This is a genomic window from Amycolatopsis kentuckyensis, assembly GCF_041679295.1.
Taxonomy (GTDB): Bacteria; Actinomycetota; Actinomycetes; order Mycobacteriales; family Pseudonocardiaceae; genus Amycolatopsis; species Amycolatopsis kentuckyensis_A.
The window spans coordinates 596,576-613,385 of the sequence record NZ_JBGDMD010000007.1; the positions used below are offsets into that span (position 1 = coordinate 596,576).

Sequence of the window (16,810 nt, forward strand, 5' to 3'; positions counted from 1 at the left end):
ACGGGGGCGGCGAGCCGCCGAACCGGTCGAAAGCCCCCTCACCAGCGGCGAGGGGGCTTTCGAGATGTCCGGATCAGACAACCGCGAGCGGCAGCGCCGTCGGGTGCACCGGGGCCGGGAGGTCCGATGCCCCCGTCAAGAACGCGTCGACCGCGTTGGCCACCGAGCGGCCCTCCGCGATCGCCCACACCACCAGGGACGCCCCGCGGTGCGCGTCGCCGCAGACGAACACGCCTGGGGTCTCCGTCTGCCAGTCCGCGCCGCACGACAGCGTGCCGCGCTTGGTCAACGACAAGCCGAGGTCGGACAGCAGCGGCATCTCCTCGACGCCCTCGAAGCCGATCGCCAGCAGGACCAGGTCCGCCGGGAGCGTCTCGACCTCGTCGTTGACCGGGATCACCTCGCGGCGGCCCGTCGCCGGGTCCTTCTGGACGCGGACCTGCTGCAGCTCCACCGCCGTCACGCGCCCTTCGGCGGAGCCGACGAACCGCTTGACCGCCACCGCGAACTTGCGCTCGCCCGCCTCCTCGTGCGCCGGGTACGTGCGCAGGATGTACGGCCACGTCGGCCACGGCGACCGCTCGTCGTCCCTTGTGGACGGTGGCATCGGGTACTGGTCCAGCTGCGTCACCGAAAGCGCGCCCTGGCGGGTGGCCGTGCCGTAGGAGTCGGCGCCCGTGTCGCCGCCGCCGATGATCAGCACGTGCTTGCCGCGCGCGTCGATCGACGGCGGGCCGTCGCCCTCGACGAACTTGTTGGCCGGCACCAGGTGCTCCATCGCCAGGTGGATGCCGGCCAGCTCGCGGCCCGGCGTCGTCGTGTCGTCGCGGCCGCGCAGCGCGCCGACCGCCAGGACCACCGCGTCGTACTGTGCGCGCAGGTCCTCCACCGACAGGTCGACGCCGACCTCGCAGCCCGTCACGAACCGGGTGCCCTCCTTGCGCAGCTGCGCGAGGCGCCGGTCGAGGACCTTCTTCTCCATCTTGAACTCGGGGATGCCGTAGCGCAGCAGCCCGCCGAGGCGGTCATCGCGCTCGAACACCGTGACCTCGTGGCCGGCGCGGGTCAGCTGCTGGGCCGCGGCCAGGCCCGCGGGCCCCGAGCCGACGACCGCGACGCGCTGCCCACTGGCCACTTCGGACACCTGCGGCTGGACGTAGCCCGCTTCCCACGACTGGTCGGCGATCGTCTGCTCGACGCGCTTGATCGCCACCGGCCCGCCCGAGAGCGGCGAGATGGACAGCACGCAGCCGGCCTCGCACGGCGCCGGGCACAGCTTCCCGGTGAACTCGGGGAAGTTGTTGGTGGCGTGCAGCCGGTCGCTCGCCGCGGCCCAGTCGCCGCGGCGGACCAGGTCGTTCCACTCGGGAATCAGGTTGCCCAGCGGGCAGCCGGAGCCGCCGGAGTGGCAGAACGGGATGCCGCAGTCCATGCAGCGCGACGCCTGCTTGCGCACCTTTTCGTTGCGCTCGCCCGGGTCGACGTCCGCGTAGACCTCGCCCCACGAGTGCAGGCGGTCCTCTTTGGACTTCTTCTTCGGCTCTTCGCGGTCGTACTTCAGGAAACCGGTCGGGTCAGCCACGAGCGGCCTCCATGATCGCCTCGTCGACGTCGCGGCCGGCGGCCTTCGCCGCCTTCGCCGCGTCCAGAACCCGCTGGTAGTCGCGCGGCATCACCTTCGTGAACGCCGCGGACCGGCGCGGCCAGTCGCCGAGCAGCGACGCCGCCACCGCGGAGCGGGTGAGATCGTGGTGCTGCTGCACCGTTTTCTTGAGCCAGGCCAGGTCGTCCGCGGTCGGCCTGAGCAGATCCACCATGTCCTGGTTGACCTTCTTGCGGTCGACGTCGAGCACGAACGCCACGCCGCCGGACATGCCGGCCGCCAGGTTCCGCCCGGTCGGGCCGAGCACCACCGCGCGGCCGCCGGTCATGTACTCGAAGGCGTGGTCGCCGACGCCCTCGGCGACGACCGTGGCACCGGAGTTGCGGACGCAGAAGCGTTCGCCGACCTGGCCGCGCAGGAAGATTTCGCCGCCGGTCGCGCCGTAGGCGATCGTGTTGCCCGCGATCGTCTGCGCCTCGGCCGCGAACGACGCGTCCGGGTCGGGGCGGACGACGATCCGGCCGCCCGACAGGCCCTTGCCGACGTAGTCGTTCGCGTCGCCGACCATGTCGAGGGTGATGCCGCGCGGCAGGAACGCGCCGAGCGACTGGCCCGCCGAACCGGTGAGCGTGACGTTGATCGTGCCCTCGGGCAGGCCGTCCCCGCCGTAGCGGCGGGTGATCTCCGAGCCGAGCAGTGTGCCGACGGTCCGGTTGACGTTGCGCACCGGCAGCTCGATGTTCACGTGGTGCGCGTCTTCCAGCGCCGCCTCGGCGAGCTGGATGAGGGTGCGGTCCAGCGCGTGCTCGAGGCCGTGGTCCTGGCCGCGCGTGCGTCGCTTGGCGCCGCCGTACGGGGTCTCCGAGGGCATCTCGAAGATCGGCGCCAGGTCCAAACCGGACGCCTTCCAGTGGTCGACGGCCTCGTCGGTGTCGAGCAGCTCGGCGTGGCCGATGGCCTCGTCGAGCGTGCGGAAGCCCAGTGCGGCAAGGGTTTCGCGGACTTCTTCGGCCACGAACTTGAAGAAGTTGACGACGTGCTCGACCTGGCCGGTGTAGCGCTTGCGCAGCTCCGGGCTCTGCGTGGCGACGCCGACCGGGCACGTGTCGAGGTGGCAGACGCGCATCATGATGCAGCCCGCGACGACGAGGGGGGCCGTCGCGAAGCCGTACTCCTCGGCGCCGAGCAGCGCCGCGATGACGACGTCGCGCCCGGTCTTCATCGCACCGTCCACCTGCACGGTGATCCGGTCGCGCAAGCCGTTGAGCAGCAACGTCTGCTGGGTCTCGGCGAGGCCGATCTCCCACGGCGTGCCCGCGTGCTTGAGCGAGTTCATCGGGGACGCGCCGGTGCCGCCGTCGTGGCCCGAGATGAGCACGACGTCCGCGTGCGCCTTGGACACCCCCGCCGCTACCGTGCCGACGCCCAAAGAGGACACCAGCTTCACGTGGATGCGGGCGTGCTCGTTGGCGTTCTTGAGGTCGTGGATCAGCTGCGCCAGGTCCTCGATGGAGTAGATGTCGTGGTGCGGCGGCGGCGAAATGAGGCCGACGCCCGGCGTCGAGTGCCGGGTGCGCGCGATCCACGGGTACACCTTGTTCGGCGGCAGCTGGCCGCCCTCGCCGGGCTTCGCGCCCTGCGCCATCTTGATCTGGATGTCGTCGGCGTTGACGAGGTATTCGCTCGTGACGCCGAAGCGGCCCGAAGCGACCTGCTTGATCGCGCTGCGGCGCTCGGGGTCGTAGAGCCGCTCGGGGTCCTCGCCACCCTCACCGGTGTTGGAGCGGCCGCCGATCCGGTTCATCGCGATGGCCAGGGTTTCGTGCGCCTCGGCCGAAATCGAGCCGTACGACATCGCGCCGGTGTTGAAGCGCTTGAAGATCGCCTCGGCCGGCTCGACCTCGTCGAGCGGCACCGGCTCGCGGACGCCGTCCTTGAACGAGAACAGCCCGCGCAGCGTGCCGCCCTCGCGGTAGAGGCGGTGCACCTCGTCGGTGTACTTGCGGTAGACCTCGTCGCGGCCGGTCTTCGACGCGTGCTGCAGCAGGAACACCGTCTCCGGCGTGAACAGGTGCAGCTCGCCCTCGCGGCGGTAGGCGTACTCGCCGCCGGTGTCGAGTCCACGGTGGACTCGCTCGGTCGGGTTGTCCGGGTACGCGCGGCGGTGCCGGACGGCGACCTCTTCGGCGAGCACCTCGAGCCCGACGCCGCCGAGCTTCGACGACGTCCCGGTGAAGTACTCGTCGAGCAGGTCCTGGCTCAGGCCGAGGGACTCGAAGACCTGGGCGGCGGTGTACGCGCCGACCGTCGAGATGCCCATCTTGGACATGATCTTCAGGACGCCCTTGACCAGCGCCTGCACGTAGTTGCGGACCGCCTTGGCCGGCTCGATGCCGGTGACCGCGCCCTGCCCGATCATGTCCTCGATGGTCTCGAAGGCCAGGTACGGGTTGACCGCGGCGGCGCCGTAGCCGAGCAGCAGCGCGATGTGGTGCACCTCGCGCGCGTCGCCGGATTCGACGACCAGCGCGACGCGCAGGCGTTCCTTGGTGCGGACCAGGTGGTGGTGCACCGCGGAGACCAGCAGCAGCGACGGGATCGGCGCCATCCGGTGGTCGGAGTCGCGATCGGACAGCACGAGCGTGCGCGCGCCAGCCGCGATCGCCTCCGACGCCTCACGCCGGACGCGTTCGATCGCACCGGCCAGCGCCTCGGCACCACCGTCCACTTCGTACAGTCCGGAAAGGACACTGCAGGCGAAGCCGGGGAGGTCGCCGTCGTCGTTGATGTGGATGAGCTTCGCGAGCTCGTCGTTGTCGATGACGGGGTACGGCAGCTTGAGGTGACGGCAGGACGCCGGGCCGGGGGCCAGGAGGTTGCGCTCCGGGCCCATGATCCGCGCCATGCAGGTGACGAGCTCTTCGCGAATCGCGTCCAGCGGCGGGTTGGTCACCTGCGCGAAGTTCTGCTTGAAGTAGTCGTAGAGGAGCCGGGATCGCTGCGACAGCACCGCGGGCGGCGTGTCCGAGCCCATCGAACCGATCGGCTCGGCGCCCTTCTCGGCCATCGGCGCGAGCAGGATCTTGAGCTCTTCTTCGGTGTAGCCGAAGGAAAGCTGGCGGCGCAGCACCGAATCGTGGCTCTGCACGACGTGGTCGCGGTCGGGCAGCTCGGCGATCTTCAGCAGGCCCGCGTGCAGCCAGCCCTCGTACGGGAGCTTGCCGGCGAGCGCGGACTTGACCTCTTCGTCGTCCACGATCCGGCCGGCTTCGGTGTCCACCAGGAACATCCGGCCGGGCTTGAGCCGCCCCTTGGCCACGACGTCCCTGGGCGCGACGTCGAGGACGCCGGCCTCGCTGGCGAGGACGACGCGGTCGTCGGCGGTGCGCCACCATCGGGCCGGCCGCAGGCCGTTGCGGTCCAGGACCGCCCCGACCAGCGTGCCGTCGGTGAAGGTGACACAGGCCGGGCCGTCCCACGGCTCCATGAGACTGGCGTGGAACTGGTAGAACGCGCGGCGCTCGGGCTTCATCGTGGCGTGGTTTTCCCACGCCTCCGGGATCATCATCAGCACCGCGTGCGGCAGCGACCGGCCACCGAGGTGCAGCAGCTCCAGGACCTCGTCGAAGGACGCGGAGTCGGACGCGTCCGGCGAGCAGATCGGGAACAGCCGGGACAGGTCGCCGGGGAGGAGCTCGGACTCCAGCAGGGCCTCGCGGGCCCGCATGCGGTTGCGGTTGCCGCGGATGGTGTTGATCTCGCCGTTGTGGGCCACGAACCGGAACGGGTGGGCCAGGGGCCACGACGGGAAAGTGTTGGTGGAGAAGCGGGAGTGCACCAGCGCGATGGCGCTTTCCAGCCGCTCGTCGCGAAGGTCGCCGAAGAACGCCGGCAGCTGCTCCGGCGTGACCATGCCTTTGTAGACGATCGTGCGCGAGGACAGCGACGGGAAGTACGTGCCGCAGCCGGAGTTCGCGCTTTCGTGCTCGACGCGCTTGCGCAGGCAGAAGGCGAGCCGGTCCAGCTCCAGGCCGGTTTTTCCGTCCGCCGTCACGAAAAGCATGGCGAAGTGCGGCATGACCGAGCGGGCGGTCGGGCCGATGTCGGCGCGGTCGGCGTCGACGGGGACCTCGCGCCAGCCGAGGACCTCCAGTCCTTCTTCGACGGCGATGCGTCCGGCCAGCTCGACGGCCTTGCGGCGCTGCTCGGCGTCTTGGGGCAGGAACGCGATGCCGGCGGCGTAGGCGTGGTGGCCGCGGGAGTCGGGTTCGGGAAGCGCGAAGCCGGCCTCCGCGCGCAGCAGCTTGTCGGGCAGCTGCAGCAGGATTCCGGCGCCGTCGCCGCTGGTGGGTTCGGCGCCGGCGGCGCCGCGGTGGTCGAGGTTCGTCAACGCGGACAGGCCGTCGGTGACGATGCCGTGGGAGCGGCGCCCGCGGATGTCGGCCACCATGGCCACACCGCAGGAGTCCTGTTCGGTCTCCGGGTCGTAAAGACCCTGCTTGCCGGGAATGGCGGAGAAGATCATGAAGGGACCTCCTTCGTCGTCTTGTCGTGCGGGGCCGGGCTACCGGCCGGGGAGCGCACGGGACGACGATGGCCCGCTTGTTAGCGCGACTTTAACACCTGGGAAACATGCCAGCACCTGTTCAGAGCGCCCCGAGCGACGTCGGACGGTAACGATCTGGCTGCGTGGAACGACGTAGTTCCTGATGGGTTCCCGGTAGTTCGTTCTGCTAAGTATACGGCCCGGAAACTCCCGTCAAGCCTAACGTGACAGGCCCGACCCGGCAGCCTGGAATTGTGTCACCGGTCACTAGAACGTGTTACATTTCGCCGCATGATCCTCGATCGGTTCAAGCTCACCGGCCAGGTCGCGGTGGTCACCGGCGCCGGAAGGGGAATCGGCGCGGCGACGGCCGTGGCCCTCGCCGAAGCGGGCGCCGACGTGGTCATCGCGTCCCGTACGTCCGCTCAGCTCGACGAAGTCGCTTCGCGCGTCTCGGCGGCCGGCCGGCGGGCAGTGGCGGTGCCGGTGGACCTGTCCTCACCGGAGGCCGCGGGGGCGCTGGCGTCGACGGCGGTGTCGGAGTTCGGGCGGCTCGACCTGGTGGTCAACAACGTCGGCGGCACGTACCCGCGGCCCCTGCTGGAGTCTTCGGTGGACTTCATGGAGGAGGCGTTCCGCTTCAACGTGGCGACGGCGCACGCGTTGACGGTGGCGGCGGCGCCTTCGCTGCTCGAGACGGGCGGCTCGATCGTCAACATTTCGTCGGTGATGGGCCGCGTGTCCGGCCGCGGCTTCGCGGCGTACGGAACGGCGAAGGCGGCTCTGGCGCACTACACGCGCTTGGCGGCGGCGGACTTGGCGCCGAAGGTGCGGGTGAACGCGATCTCCGTGGGCTCGGTGGCGACGTCGGCGCTGGAGATCGTGGTCGGCAACCCGGAGCTGAAGGACAAGATGGAGTCGGCGACATCGCTGGGCCGCATCGGCGAGGCCGAGGACATCGCGGCGACGGTGGTGTTCTTGGCGTCGCGGGCCGGCGGGTACATCACGGGCAAGATCCTCGAGGTCGACGGCGGGTTGCAGGCGCCGAACCTGGAGCTGGGCCTGCCCGACTTGGGTTGACCTCGGGCGGCTTCGAGCGACGTGAATGACTCATTCATGTCGCCAGACGACATGAATGAGTCATTCACGTCATCCCGGCGGGCCGCCACTGGAACTCGGCCCGCTGTTGGCGATCGGCCAGCGCCCCAAGGCGGCCTTCGGTGCGTCCCACGCACCCAAGGCGGCCTTCGGTGCGTCTGACGCAACCAAGGCCACATTGGGGCGCTCTGGACCGGGACGGCACAGCACCAGGCCTCGTTTCTTGACTTCCAATCAAGAGAGCCCTAGCCTTCGCGTCCACCGGCTCTTGATCGCAAGTCAAGAGCAGTCGGCGAGCGGAGTGGGACAGGCAATGGAAACTTCGGCGGAGCAGGACAACCACACCGCGTCGGTGCGGCGGGACGTGTGGTTCGAGTCCGGCGGCGTGCGGTGCGCGGCGTGGCTGTACACGCCGGCAGCGGAAGGCGCGCCTCGGCCGTTGGTGGTCATGGCGCACGGGCTGGGCGCGGTCCGCGAGTGGCGCTTGGACGCGTTCGCGGAGCGGTTCGCCGCGCAGGGGTGGGTGGTGCTGGTGTTCGACTACCGGTACCTGGGGGCCAGTGAGGGATCGCCACGGCAGTTGCTCGACATCGGCGACCAGCTCGACGACTGGCGGGCGGCGCTGGCCTACGGCCGGTCCCTGCCGGAGGTCGACCCCGGCCGGATCGCGGTGTGGGGGACCTCGTTCGGCGGCGGGCACGTGCTGCGAATCGCGAGCAAGGACCACGATCTGGCCGCAGTGGTGGCCCAATGCCCGTTCACCGACGGACCGGCGTCGTTGCTCTCCCGGTTCCGCTCCGGCCCGATGAGCATGGCCGGGCTCGTCATCGCCGCGCTGCTCGATGTCGCCGGGTCGGTGTTCGGCGCGAAGCCGGTGCTGGCTCCGGTGGTCGGCCTGTGGTGGATGCCCGCCTTCCTGGTGTCGCCGACCGCGATCGCCGCGGCGTCCAAACTGATCCCGGCGGGGTCTCGGCTCTCGCCGCGCACCGCCGGCGTCCTCGCCCGGTTCCCGGCGGTGGGGAAGGGATTGTCCGCGACCGTCGAGACGGGTGGGCAGCCGTTCCGCCCCGGCGACACCGCTGTCGGCCGCGACACGATCTGGGGTGTCATGAGTGGCCCGGACGGTGGCGGCGACAGCGCCAACGCGATCGCGGCCCGGCTCGCGTTGCGGTTGCCGCTGTACCGGCCGGGCAAGGACCTGCGCAAGATCGCCGCGGCGACCCTGTTGTGCGTGTGCGACGACGACCGCGCCGCCCCCGCGCGCACCACGGCCCGCCTCGCGGCCGGGCAGGACCACGTCCAGGTCAACCACTACGAAGGCGACCACTTCGACATCTACGTCGGTGACCTGTTCGAGCGTGCCGTCGCAGACTAGATCGAGTTCCTCGCGGCCCGGTTCACGGCCGCGGCGACCCGCTAGCCGGCACCGCGGCGATGCCGCGGGCACTGCGCACCAGCGTCTCGACAACGGCGCGATCGCCCGCGGCGTCCCCGGAGTGGGTCAGCATCCCTTCGACGACGAACACCCCGATCCGGGTCATCGCGTCCTGCTCGGTCTCCGGCACGCCCAACGCGGCCAGGTGCCACCGCAGGATCGCCTCCACCTGCGCGTGAAAACCGTCGTGCCAGACCCGCAGTGACTCCGACGCCGCGACCCTGGCGTGCACCGTCGTGATCAGCCGATCGACCCGCCGCAACTCGGCGACAGCCCACAGCAGCTGCTCGACCGGCGGTTCGGCCGAGCGTTCCGCCACGCCGGCCAGGAACTGCGCGAACAGCGCGTCCAGAACCGCGACCAGTACCTCGTCCTTGTCCTTGAAGTACCAGTAGACGGTATTGGAGGTCACCCCCGCCTCGCGCCCGATCCGCGTCACCGTCGTCGGGTCGTAGCCTTCGTCCACGAACAACCGTGTTGCCGCGGCGACGATCTCACCGCGCTTCTCTTCCCGGTCCTGCGGGCGTCGGTTACGCGGCATCCCCCACCTGGCCTTCGGGAAAGCGGTCAGCTTTCGTCGGTCTTCTTCGGCTCCTCGGCGGCCACCTTGACGTGCTCCGGCTCGCCGGGCTCCTCCCCGGAAGCGGGTGCCGCCGTGTCCGGGGTCACGTCGGAGTCCTCCGAATCCGCGAGCGGCTTCTCCTCCGGCCCCGGAGCGTCCTTGCTGACCAGCGTCTCCGGCAGCTCCCGCGGCCCCCGGCGGCCGGCGAGTACGAAGTACACCACCGCTCCCAAGAACAGCAGGATCGACGTCCACACGTTCACCCGCAGCCCGAGGATGTGGTTCGCGGTGTCCGTCCGCATCATCTCGATCCAGCCGCGGCCCACCGTGTACCCCGCGACGTACAGCGCGAACGCCCGGCCGTGGCCCAGCTTGAACTTGCGGTCCGCCCACACCACCAGCAAGGCGACCAGCAGGTTCCAGATCAGCTCGTACAGGAACGTCGGGTGGACCGGGCTCTCCGGCAGCGGGATGTGGCCCGTCGCGACGCCGTTCAGCAGGTTGTCCGGGTCCTCCGGGTTGAAGCGCTGGTAGACCTCGAGCCCCCACGGCAGGTCCGTGTGCGCGCCGTACAGCTCCTGGTTGAAGTAGTTGCCGATGCGGCCGATGGCCTGCGCGACGACGATGCCCGGGGCGATCGCGTCCGCCATCGCCGGCAGCGGGATGCCCTTGCGCCGGCACGCGATGAGCGCGCCCACCGCGCCGAGGGCGATCGCGCCCCAGATGCCGAGGCCACCGTCCCAGATCGCGAACGCGTTCCAGGGGTTCTTGCCCTCGGTGAAGTACAGCTCGGGATCGGTGATGACGTGGTACAACCGGCCGCCGACCAGGCCGAACGGCACGGCGAACACGGCGATGTCGACGACCGTGCCCTTGGTGCCGCCGCGGGCGGCCCAGCGCCGCTCCCCCCACCAGATCGCCACGATGATGCCGGCGATGATGCACAGGGCGTACGCGCGGATCGGGATCGGTCCCAGGTGCCACACCCCGCGGTCGGGGCTCGGGATCGTCGCGAGGTAGGCGGTCATCACGCGGCCACCGTAGCGCTACTGTGCTGTTCGTTACCAACCCGGCCACAGTTACGGCCGACGGCTTGCCGACAACGGTTACGTGCCGCTGTGGGGGCGGCCTTCTTCCTGCCGGGTTGGCAACGCGGCCGGGGCTTCCAAGGCGGCCAGGTACCCCGCCACCAGCGCGTGCGCCACCTGGACGACAGCCTGGTCGCGCGGGAGGAACTGGTCGTCGTGCAGGCTGGGCACGCCCGCGGTGTCGCCGAGGCCGACGAACAGCATCAGGCCGCGGGTCGCGCCGCCGCAGTAGTGGGCGAAGTCGTCCGCGCCGAACGAGCGGAACCCGTCGTCGACGACGAAGCCGCCGTGGCTCAGCCAGCGCTGCGCGCCCACCGCGAGCGCCGGGTCGTTTTCCAGCACCGGCTCGCACGGGCTGATTTCCAGCTCGGCCGTGCAGCCGTGCGCCCGCGCCGTGCCGTGCACGATGTCCGCGAGCGCCTCCAGCGCGTTCTCGCGGTCCTTCGTGCGCATCAAGCGCAGCGAGCCGAACGCGGTCGCGGTGTTCGGGACGACGTTGGCCGCCGTGCCGGCCTGGATCCGGCCGATCGAGCAGACCGCGCCGAACACCGGGTCGATCCGGCGCGACGCGAGCTGCTGCAGGCTCACGACCAGGTGCGACAGCGCCAGGATCGGGTCGCGCAGCAGGTGCGGGTAGCCGGCGTGGCCGCCCTGGCCCTGCATCGTGACCTCGAACTCGTCGGTGGACGCGTTCACCGGGCCCGGCACCGCCGCGACGACGCCGTGCGCGATCCGCGGCTGGACGTGCGCGCCGATCACCGCGTCGACCCCGGCTTCGGCCAGCACCCCGGACTCGACGACGTCGAGCGCGCCGGGCGGCGACGTCTCCTCGCGCGGCTGCAGCAGCGCGAGGATCGGCCGCGGGACGCCGACGCGCCGCGCCGCCCGGCAGACGGCGACCAGCGCGGCGAGGTGGACGTCGTGGCCGCACGCGTGCATGAACTCGTTGCCCGACGCCCACGGCACGCCGGTGCCCTCCAGCACCGGGAGGGCGTCGAGCTCGGCCCGCAGCGCCACGGCCGGGCCCTCGCCGCCGGGCAGGAGGATCGCGCGGCCGGTCTTCGCGACGCGGACGCCGTCGCCGGCCCCGAGCGCGCCGGCGACCAGCCGGGCGGTGTCCTCTTCGTCGCCGGAACCGCGCGGGTCGGCGTGCACCGCGTGCCGCAGCTCGATCGCGGCGGGCAGCTCGTCCTCGATCGCCCCGGTCCAGGCGTCCCACAGCTCACTCACACGCGCTCCCAGCGGTAGATCCTCTTCGCGTTCTCGTGCCCCACCAAAGCACACAGCCGGACGGCGTCCACTTCGGACATCGCGCCGGCGTCGAGCCCGGCGCGCAGGAAGTCCGAAAGTCCCTGCCGGAACAGGGCCGTGCCCAGGTGGTACAGCTCGGCCAGGCCGAAGGCGTCGGTGGAGAAGAGGACCTTCCCGAAGGGCGCGATCTCCAGCAGCTCGGCCAGGATCGCCGGCGCGCGGAACCCCGCGTTGTGGGTGGCGAGCCCGACGTCCACGAACACGTGCTCGAAGACCTGCGCCAGATACGCGGCATTGCGGTGGAACGGGTAGTTGTGCAGCAGCAGGATCGGCACGCCGCGGTCGCGGGTCGCGCGCAGCAGCCCGGTCAGGTGCAGCGGGTCGCAGCGGTGCAGGTCGACGTCGGAGTCGCCGTAGCCGACGTGGAACTGCACCGGCAGCCCCAGGTCGAGGCCGGTGAAGACGAGGAAGCGGTGCAGCACCTCGTCGGCCAGCCGGGTGCCGCCCGCGGCGAGCCAGCGCCCGGCGGCGGCTTCGACCTCCGCCGGCGACGGCCGCTCCCCCGCCAGTCCCAGGCCGACGCGGTAGGCCGCGATCGACTTGAGCCCGACGGCGGTTTCGGCGCGTTTCCCCAGCTCATCGGCGAACGCGGCGGCGAACCCCGTCGCGGTGGTCCCCTGGATGACGGCCTCGGCGACCTGTTCCAGCCGGACGACGTCGTGCGCGCGGGCACCCGCCAGCTCCGCGAACTCGCCGGTCGTGGTCAGCGCGTCGGGCAGGAAGCCGCCGTCCAGCAGGAAGTCGGTCGTGCCGGTGGCGCGCAGGAAGCGCCGCGCCACCTCGGCCGCGCCCAGCTCGGCGCGGCGTTCGAGGTAGGCGTCGGCTTCCGCGTGTTCCGGCAGGTCCAGCACGGGTGCGCAGCGAGCGCGCACCGCGAGCCCGATCAGCGAGTCGAAGAGGCTGGTACCGAGCGGCGACGTCGTGTCGGCCTCGGTGAGCATCGCCTCGAAGTCCGCGCGGGCCACGTCGTGCGTGACGACGCCGTGGCAGTGGTGGTCCACCAGCGGCAGGTCCGCGACGAACGGGAGCAGGTCGGTCATGCGCCTCCGTCCACGGTGGTCAGCCTCTCCCCCACCCTACGAGCGAAGCCGGGCGCGGACAGCACCAAGAGCACCGCCAGCACCAGCACCCCGCCGGCCACCACGGGGAACCACCGCGCCGGGCCTTCGGTCGGGTACGGCACGACGTTGACGTAGACCGTGTATCCGAGCACGGCGAGCGCGCCGATCGGGAACACGAGGTGCCACGCCGGCGCGTGCATCCGGCGCTTCACGAACAGCAGCAGGATCGCGCCGACCGTCGTGAGCAGGTAGATCACCAGCAGGATCAACGTCCCGATCGAACCCGACCACGCGAAGGTGTCCGACGCCGTCGCGCCGAAGAACAGCGCGCACACTCCGATGATCAGCACCGCCGCGGCCGTGACCGCGCTGACCGCCGCCACCGGCGTGCCGCGCGAGGAGGTCCGGCCGAGGCTGCCACCTGCGTCGCGGCCCAGCGCGTAGAGCAGCCGCGAGCCTCCGACGACGCAGGCGAGGCAGCAGCCGAACGCGCTGATCGCGGCGCCGACGCTGATGACGTCGCCGACCCACGCGCCCGCGTACCGGCTGCCGAGGTCGCCGAGCAGGGACGGCGAGTCGTGGAACGCCGTCGCGTCCGCGCCGAACGCCATCATCTCGACGGCGGTGACCACGACGAAGTAGAGGCCGCCGAAGATCGCCGTGCCGAGGATCGCGCGCGGGATGTTGCGCTTGGGGTCGTGGGTCTCCTCGCCGAGCGTCGCGGCGGCCTCGAACCCGGCGAACGACAGGAAGCCGAAGACCGCGCCGAGGAACACCCCGGACAGGCCGGTTTCCGGGACGAAGACGTCCAGCGTGAACCGGCCGCCCCCGGGCGCGTTCCCGGCGAGCAGCCGGACCAGGATCACGACCGTGACCAGCAGGATGACCGCGATGGTTGCGCCTTCGACAGCGAGCAGCGTGCTCGTGCCGCGGCGCGCGGGCACCACGGACAGCAGCCACGCGCCGATCAGGGCGACGGCCGTCAGCACGAACGGCCCCCAGGACGGCGGGTCCGGCCAGATGCCCACCTGCGTCAGGAAGGCGGTGCCGAGCGTGCCCGCGGCCGAGCTCGTGACGACCGCGTAGAAGGTGTACGTGCCGAGCAGGCCGATCCCGGAGACGACGCCGGCGCGCGGACCGAGCGTCGCGCCGACGAACGCGTACACCGATCCCGCGTGCTGGTAGTACTGGCAGAGCTTGACGAAGCCGTACGCGACCAGCAGCACGCCGACCGCGGAGAGCAGGAAGGCGAGCGGGACGGCGCGGCCGGCGGCGGCCGCGGTCTGCTGGGGGTTGATGTTGGCGGCCATGCTGGGGGCCATCAACGCCACCGACAGGCCGACGGCCTGCCAGACGGAGAGGGAGCGGCGCAGCCCTGGACGGGTTTCGACGGTGTCTGACACGATCTCCACCTCTTTCTTCGAAGTACTCAGTGAACATCGACGGGAGCGGAATGAGCCAGCTCGATCGGGCAGAACTCGCACAACAGGGCGCGCTGCGGGCCGACGCCCTGCGCGCGGCCGGGGTCGAGCTCGTCGCGCTGACCTTCGTGGACAACAGCGGCATCGCGCGCGTGAAGGCCGTCCCGGTGGACCGGCTGTGGTCGGCGGCGGCGTGGGGTGTCGGCGCGTCGAACTCGTTCGACTTCTTCCTGGCCACCGACGACATCACCGACGGGACGTACTCGCGCGGCCCGGTCGGCGACCTGCGGCTGCACCCCGACCTCGACGCGCTCGTGCCGCTGGCCGCGCAGCCGGGCTGGGCGTGGGCGCCGGTCCGCAAGTTCGACACCGACGGCGAGCCGCACCCGCAGGACGCGCGGGCGCTGGCCGCGACCGCGACGGCGCAGGTGGCGGCGCTCGGCTACCAAGTGCGGACGGCGTTCGAGATCGAGTGGGTGATCACGGCGGCGGACGCGCCGGACGACCCGCGCTCGGCCACGGCAGGCCCGGCCTACGGCTTCGCGCGGCTGTCCGCGCAGGCTTCGTACCTGCGCGTGCTGGTGTCCACTTTGTCCGCCCAGGGCGTGACGGTGGAACAGATCCACCCCGAGTACGCGGCCGGGCAGTTCGAGCTGTCGGTGGCGCCGGACGACCCGGTGCGCGCGGCGGACATCGCCGTCCTGACGCGGGAAACCATCCGGATGGTGAGCGAGCAGCACGGGCTGCGGGCGTCGTTCACGCCGAAGTTCTCGCCGGACGGGGTGGGCAACGGCGGCCACGTCCACCTGAGCCTCTGGGACGGCGACCGGAACCTGTGCTCCGGCGGCGCCGGCCGGTTCGGCCTGACGCCGACGGCGGAAGCGTTCGGCGCGGGGATCTTCGCGCGGCTGCCGGCGTTGCTGGCGATCGGCGCTCCTTCGGTGGTCAGCTATCTGCGTCTTGAGCCGCACCACTGGGCCGGCGTGTTTTCGGTGTGGGGCCTGGAAAACCGCGAGGCACCGCTGCGGCTGGTGCAGGGCCCGGCCGGGCAGCGCGACCGGGCGGCGAACTTCGAGGTCAAGTGCTTCGACCTGACGGCGAACCCGTACCTGGTGGTGGCGGCGCTGCTGTTCGCGGGCCTGGCCGGGGTTTCGGCGTCGGCGTCGTTGCCGGAGCCGGTGGACGTCGACCCGGGCACGCTCCCCTCGGCGGTCCGCCTGCCGACGTCGCTGGCGGACGCGGTGACGGCGTTCGAGGCGGACTCTGAGTTGACGTCGGCGTTCGGAGCGGAGTTCGCGACGACGTTGATGGACGTGCGCCGCGGCGAGATCGCCCGGCTGGGCTCACTGCCGCCCGGCGAGCTGTGCGCGCTGATGCGCTACCTGCATTGAGACTTCTTCCCTGAGCTGGGGCAGTTTGGCGTAGAGGCGGTCGCCGGGGCACTCGGTGTTGTAGAAGTCGCGGTGGCCCTTGATCTCTTCGGCGGGAACGCCGTACTGGCGGCAGATGTAGGCGCAGAAGACGACGAGCGACGCCCACTGCGCTTCGGGCGGTTCGACGCTGGTGTAGGTGCCTTCGTTTTCGATGCCGATGGCGTTGGTGTTCTGCCCGGGACAGTGCGCGCCTTGGATCATGGTGGTGCCGCCTCGCAGGGCGTCGAGGCTGCCGTGCCGCCCTTCGAGCCGGTACCCACCGCGGCTGACGGTGAAGTGCTGCCCGGTGTCGGACCAGCCGTTGTTGTCGATGTGGTCGTGCTGGTCGTCCCGGGCGACCTGGAAGGCGTGGGCCAGGGAGTAGTCGGTGCTGTTGGGGCAGGCGATGTGGTGGATGAGGACGCGGTCGGCGGGGTGGTCGAGGGTGGTGAGGGCATCGGCCGGCGGGCGGGCGCCCCACTCGGCGCACGAGTAGATCCGCGGTTCGGTGGCAGCTTGGGCCGTTCGCGGGAGGAGAAGCCCCGCGGTTCCGGCGGCGACCAGACCGGCGGTGGCGCGGAGGAAGGTGCGCCGCGGGAGGGGTGCGATGTCCATGGGGTGGACTTTCCCGCGGGGCTGTACAGCTTTCGTACAAACGGCTCTAAAGGCGGAGGGTGGCCTCGAAGGGGCGGGTGAGGTGGAGTTCGCCGTTGTCGCTCTTGGTGACGGGCTCGTACTCGCCGCCTTCGAGGGCGAACAGCGTGGCACTGACCGGCTCTCGTGGCTCGACCAGGAGGTAGTACGGAATCAGTGCCTCGGCGTAGAGGGCCCGCTTGAGGATCCGGTCCTGGACCTTGGTCGATGGCGAGACGATTTCCGCCGCCAGCAGAACATCGCTCGCCGCGTAGGCGACGGTGTCGACTGCGGGGCAGTCGACGATGACCAGGTCGGGAGTCAGCAGCCTCCGCGCGGCGAGGCGGACGTTGACCCTGGGCAGCACCTCGGTGCCGTCCGGCGACGCGGGCGCGCAGGCGGCTTGGAGCTTTCCCAGAAGCCGCTGGTGTTCCAGTCCCGGCCACGGGCCGACGAGCAGCATCCCGTCGACGAGTTCGACCCGCTGGAGCAGGGTTTGCTCCTCGGGCAGGGCGAGAACTTCCTCCGCTGTCCAGCCGTCCGGTCTCGGAGGCAAGAGGAACGCGTTGTGGATCATCACACGAGGAGTATGCGGACCACCACCGACAGTTCTGGATCAGGTGAGGGGGTCACACCGGTG

The 16,810-nt window shown here is 71.1% G+C and carries 12 protein-coding genes; 3 read left to right on the top strand and 9 right to left on the bottom strand.

The window, feature by feature from the left end; translation table 11 throughout:
* Positions 1-73: 73 nt before the first annotated feature.
* Both ACERZO_RS31630 and gltB read right to left on the bottom strand, forming a co-directional pair.
* The gene (locus tag ACERZO_RS31630; protein ID WP_372668740.1) at positions 74-1,582 is read right to left on the bottom strand and encodes a glutamate synthase subunit beta; all 1,509 of its coding nucleotides are present in this window, start codon (positions 1,580-1,582) and stop codon (positions 74-76) included.
* Positions 1,575-6,128, bottom strand: a complete 4,554-nt coding sequence (gene gltB, locus ACERZO_RS31635) for a glutamate synthase large subunit (protein ID WP_372668742.1) — start codon at positions 6,126-6,128, stop codon at positions 1,575-1,577. The genes ACERZO_RS31630 and gltB overlap by 8 nt, the downstream gene beginning before the upstream one ends.
* Before the next feature lie 312 nt (positions 6,129-6,440).
* Here gltB and ACERZO_RS31640 point away from each other — a divergent pair, with 312 nt between their 5' ends.
* Both ACERZO_RS31640 and ACERZO_RS31645 read left to right on the top strand, forming a co-directional pair.
* A complete protein-coding gene (locus ACERZO_RS31640) occupies positions 6,441-7,229 on the top strand; it encodes an SDR family oxidoreductase (RefSeq protein ID WP_372668744.1) in 789 nt (262 codons plus the stop codon).
* Between the two features lie 331 nt (positions 7,230-7,560).
* Entirely contained in the window at positions 7,561-8,622 is a 1,062-nt protein-coding gene (locus ACERZO_RS31645) for an alpha/beta hydrolase (RefSeq protein WP_372668746.1), read from the top strand.
* A 22-nt stretch (positions 8,623-8,644) separates the two neighbouring features.
* On the opposite strand, the gene ACERZO_RS31650 is transcribed toward ACERZO_RS31645, so the two are convergent.
* The 5 genes from ACERZO_RS31650 to ACERZO_RS31670 all read right to left on the bottom strand — a co-directional run bounded on the left by ACERZO_RS31650 (position 8,645) and on the right by ACERZO_RS31670 (position 14,107).
* Positions 8,645-9,223, bottom strand: coding sequence for a TetR/AcrR family transcriptional regulator (locus ACERZO_RS31650; RefSeq protein ID WP_372668748.1), 579 nt, complete (start codon positions 9,221-9,223; stop codon positions 8,645-8,647).
* A 26-nt stretch (positions 9,224-9,249) separates the two neighbouring features.
* The gene (gene lgt / locus ACERZO_RS31655) at positions 9,250-10,272 is read right to left on the bottom strand and encodes a prolipoprotein diacylglyceryl transferase (protein WP_372668750.1); all 1,023 of its coding nucleotides are present in this window, start codon (positions 10,270-10,272) and stop codon (positions 9,250-9,252) included.
* 78 nt (positions 10,273-10,350) lie between these two features.
* Entirely contained in the window at positions 10,351-11,562 is a 1,212-nt protein-coding gene (locus ACERZO_RS31660; protein ID WP_372668752.1) for a M20 metallopeptidase family protein, read from the bottom strand.
* The gene (locus ACERZO_RS31665) at positions 11,559-12,683 is read right to left on the bottom strand and encodes an amidohydrolase family protein (protein ID WP_372668754.1); all 1,125 of its coding nucleotides are present in this window, start codon (positions 12,681-12,683) and stop codon (positions 11,559-11,561) included. Before ACERZO_RS31665 ends, ACERZO_RS31660 begins: the two co-directional genes overlap by 4 nt.
* Positions 12,680-14,107: an APC family permease gene (locus tag ACERZO_RS31670; protein WP_372668756.1), complete on the bottom strand. Its 1,428-nt coding sequence runs from the start codon at positions 14,105-14,107 to the stop codon at positions 12,680-12,682. Before ACERZO_RS31670 ends, ACERZO_RS31665 begins: the two co-directional genes overlap by 4 nt.
* A gap of 50 nt (positions 14,108-14,157) precedes the next feature.
* Between ACERZO_RS31670 and ACERZO_RS31675 the strand changes: the two genes are divergently transcribed.
* The gene (locus ACERZO_RS31675) at positions 14,158-15,516 is read left to right on the top strand and encodes a glutamine synthetase (protein ID WP_372668758.1); all 1,359 of its coding nucleotides are present in this window, start codon (positions 14,158-14,160) and stop codon (positions 15,514-15,516) included.
* On the opposite strand, the gene ACERZO_RS31680 is transcribed toward ACERZO_RS31675, so the two are convergent.
* Together ACERZO_RS31680 and ACERZO_RS31685 are read right to left on the bottom strand one after the other, a co-directional pair.
* Positions 15,469-16,152, bottom strand: coding sequence for a peptidoglycan recognition protein family protein (locus ACERZO_RS31680; protein ID WP_372668761.1), 684 nt, complete (start codon positions 16,150-16,152; stop codon positions 15,469-15,471). The genes ACERZO_RS31675 and ACERZO_RS31680 overlap by 48 nt on opposite strands.
* Before the next feature lie 46 nt (positions 16,153-16,198).
* Positions 16,199-16,747: a Uma2 family endonuclease gene (locus tag ACERZO_RS31685; RefSeq protein WP_372669002.1), complete on the bottom strand. Its 549-nt coding sequence runs from the start codon at positions 16,745-16,747 to the stop codon at positions 16,199-16,201.
* Positions 16,748-16,810: the final 63 nt, after the last annotated feature.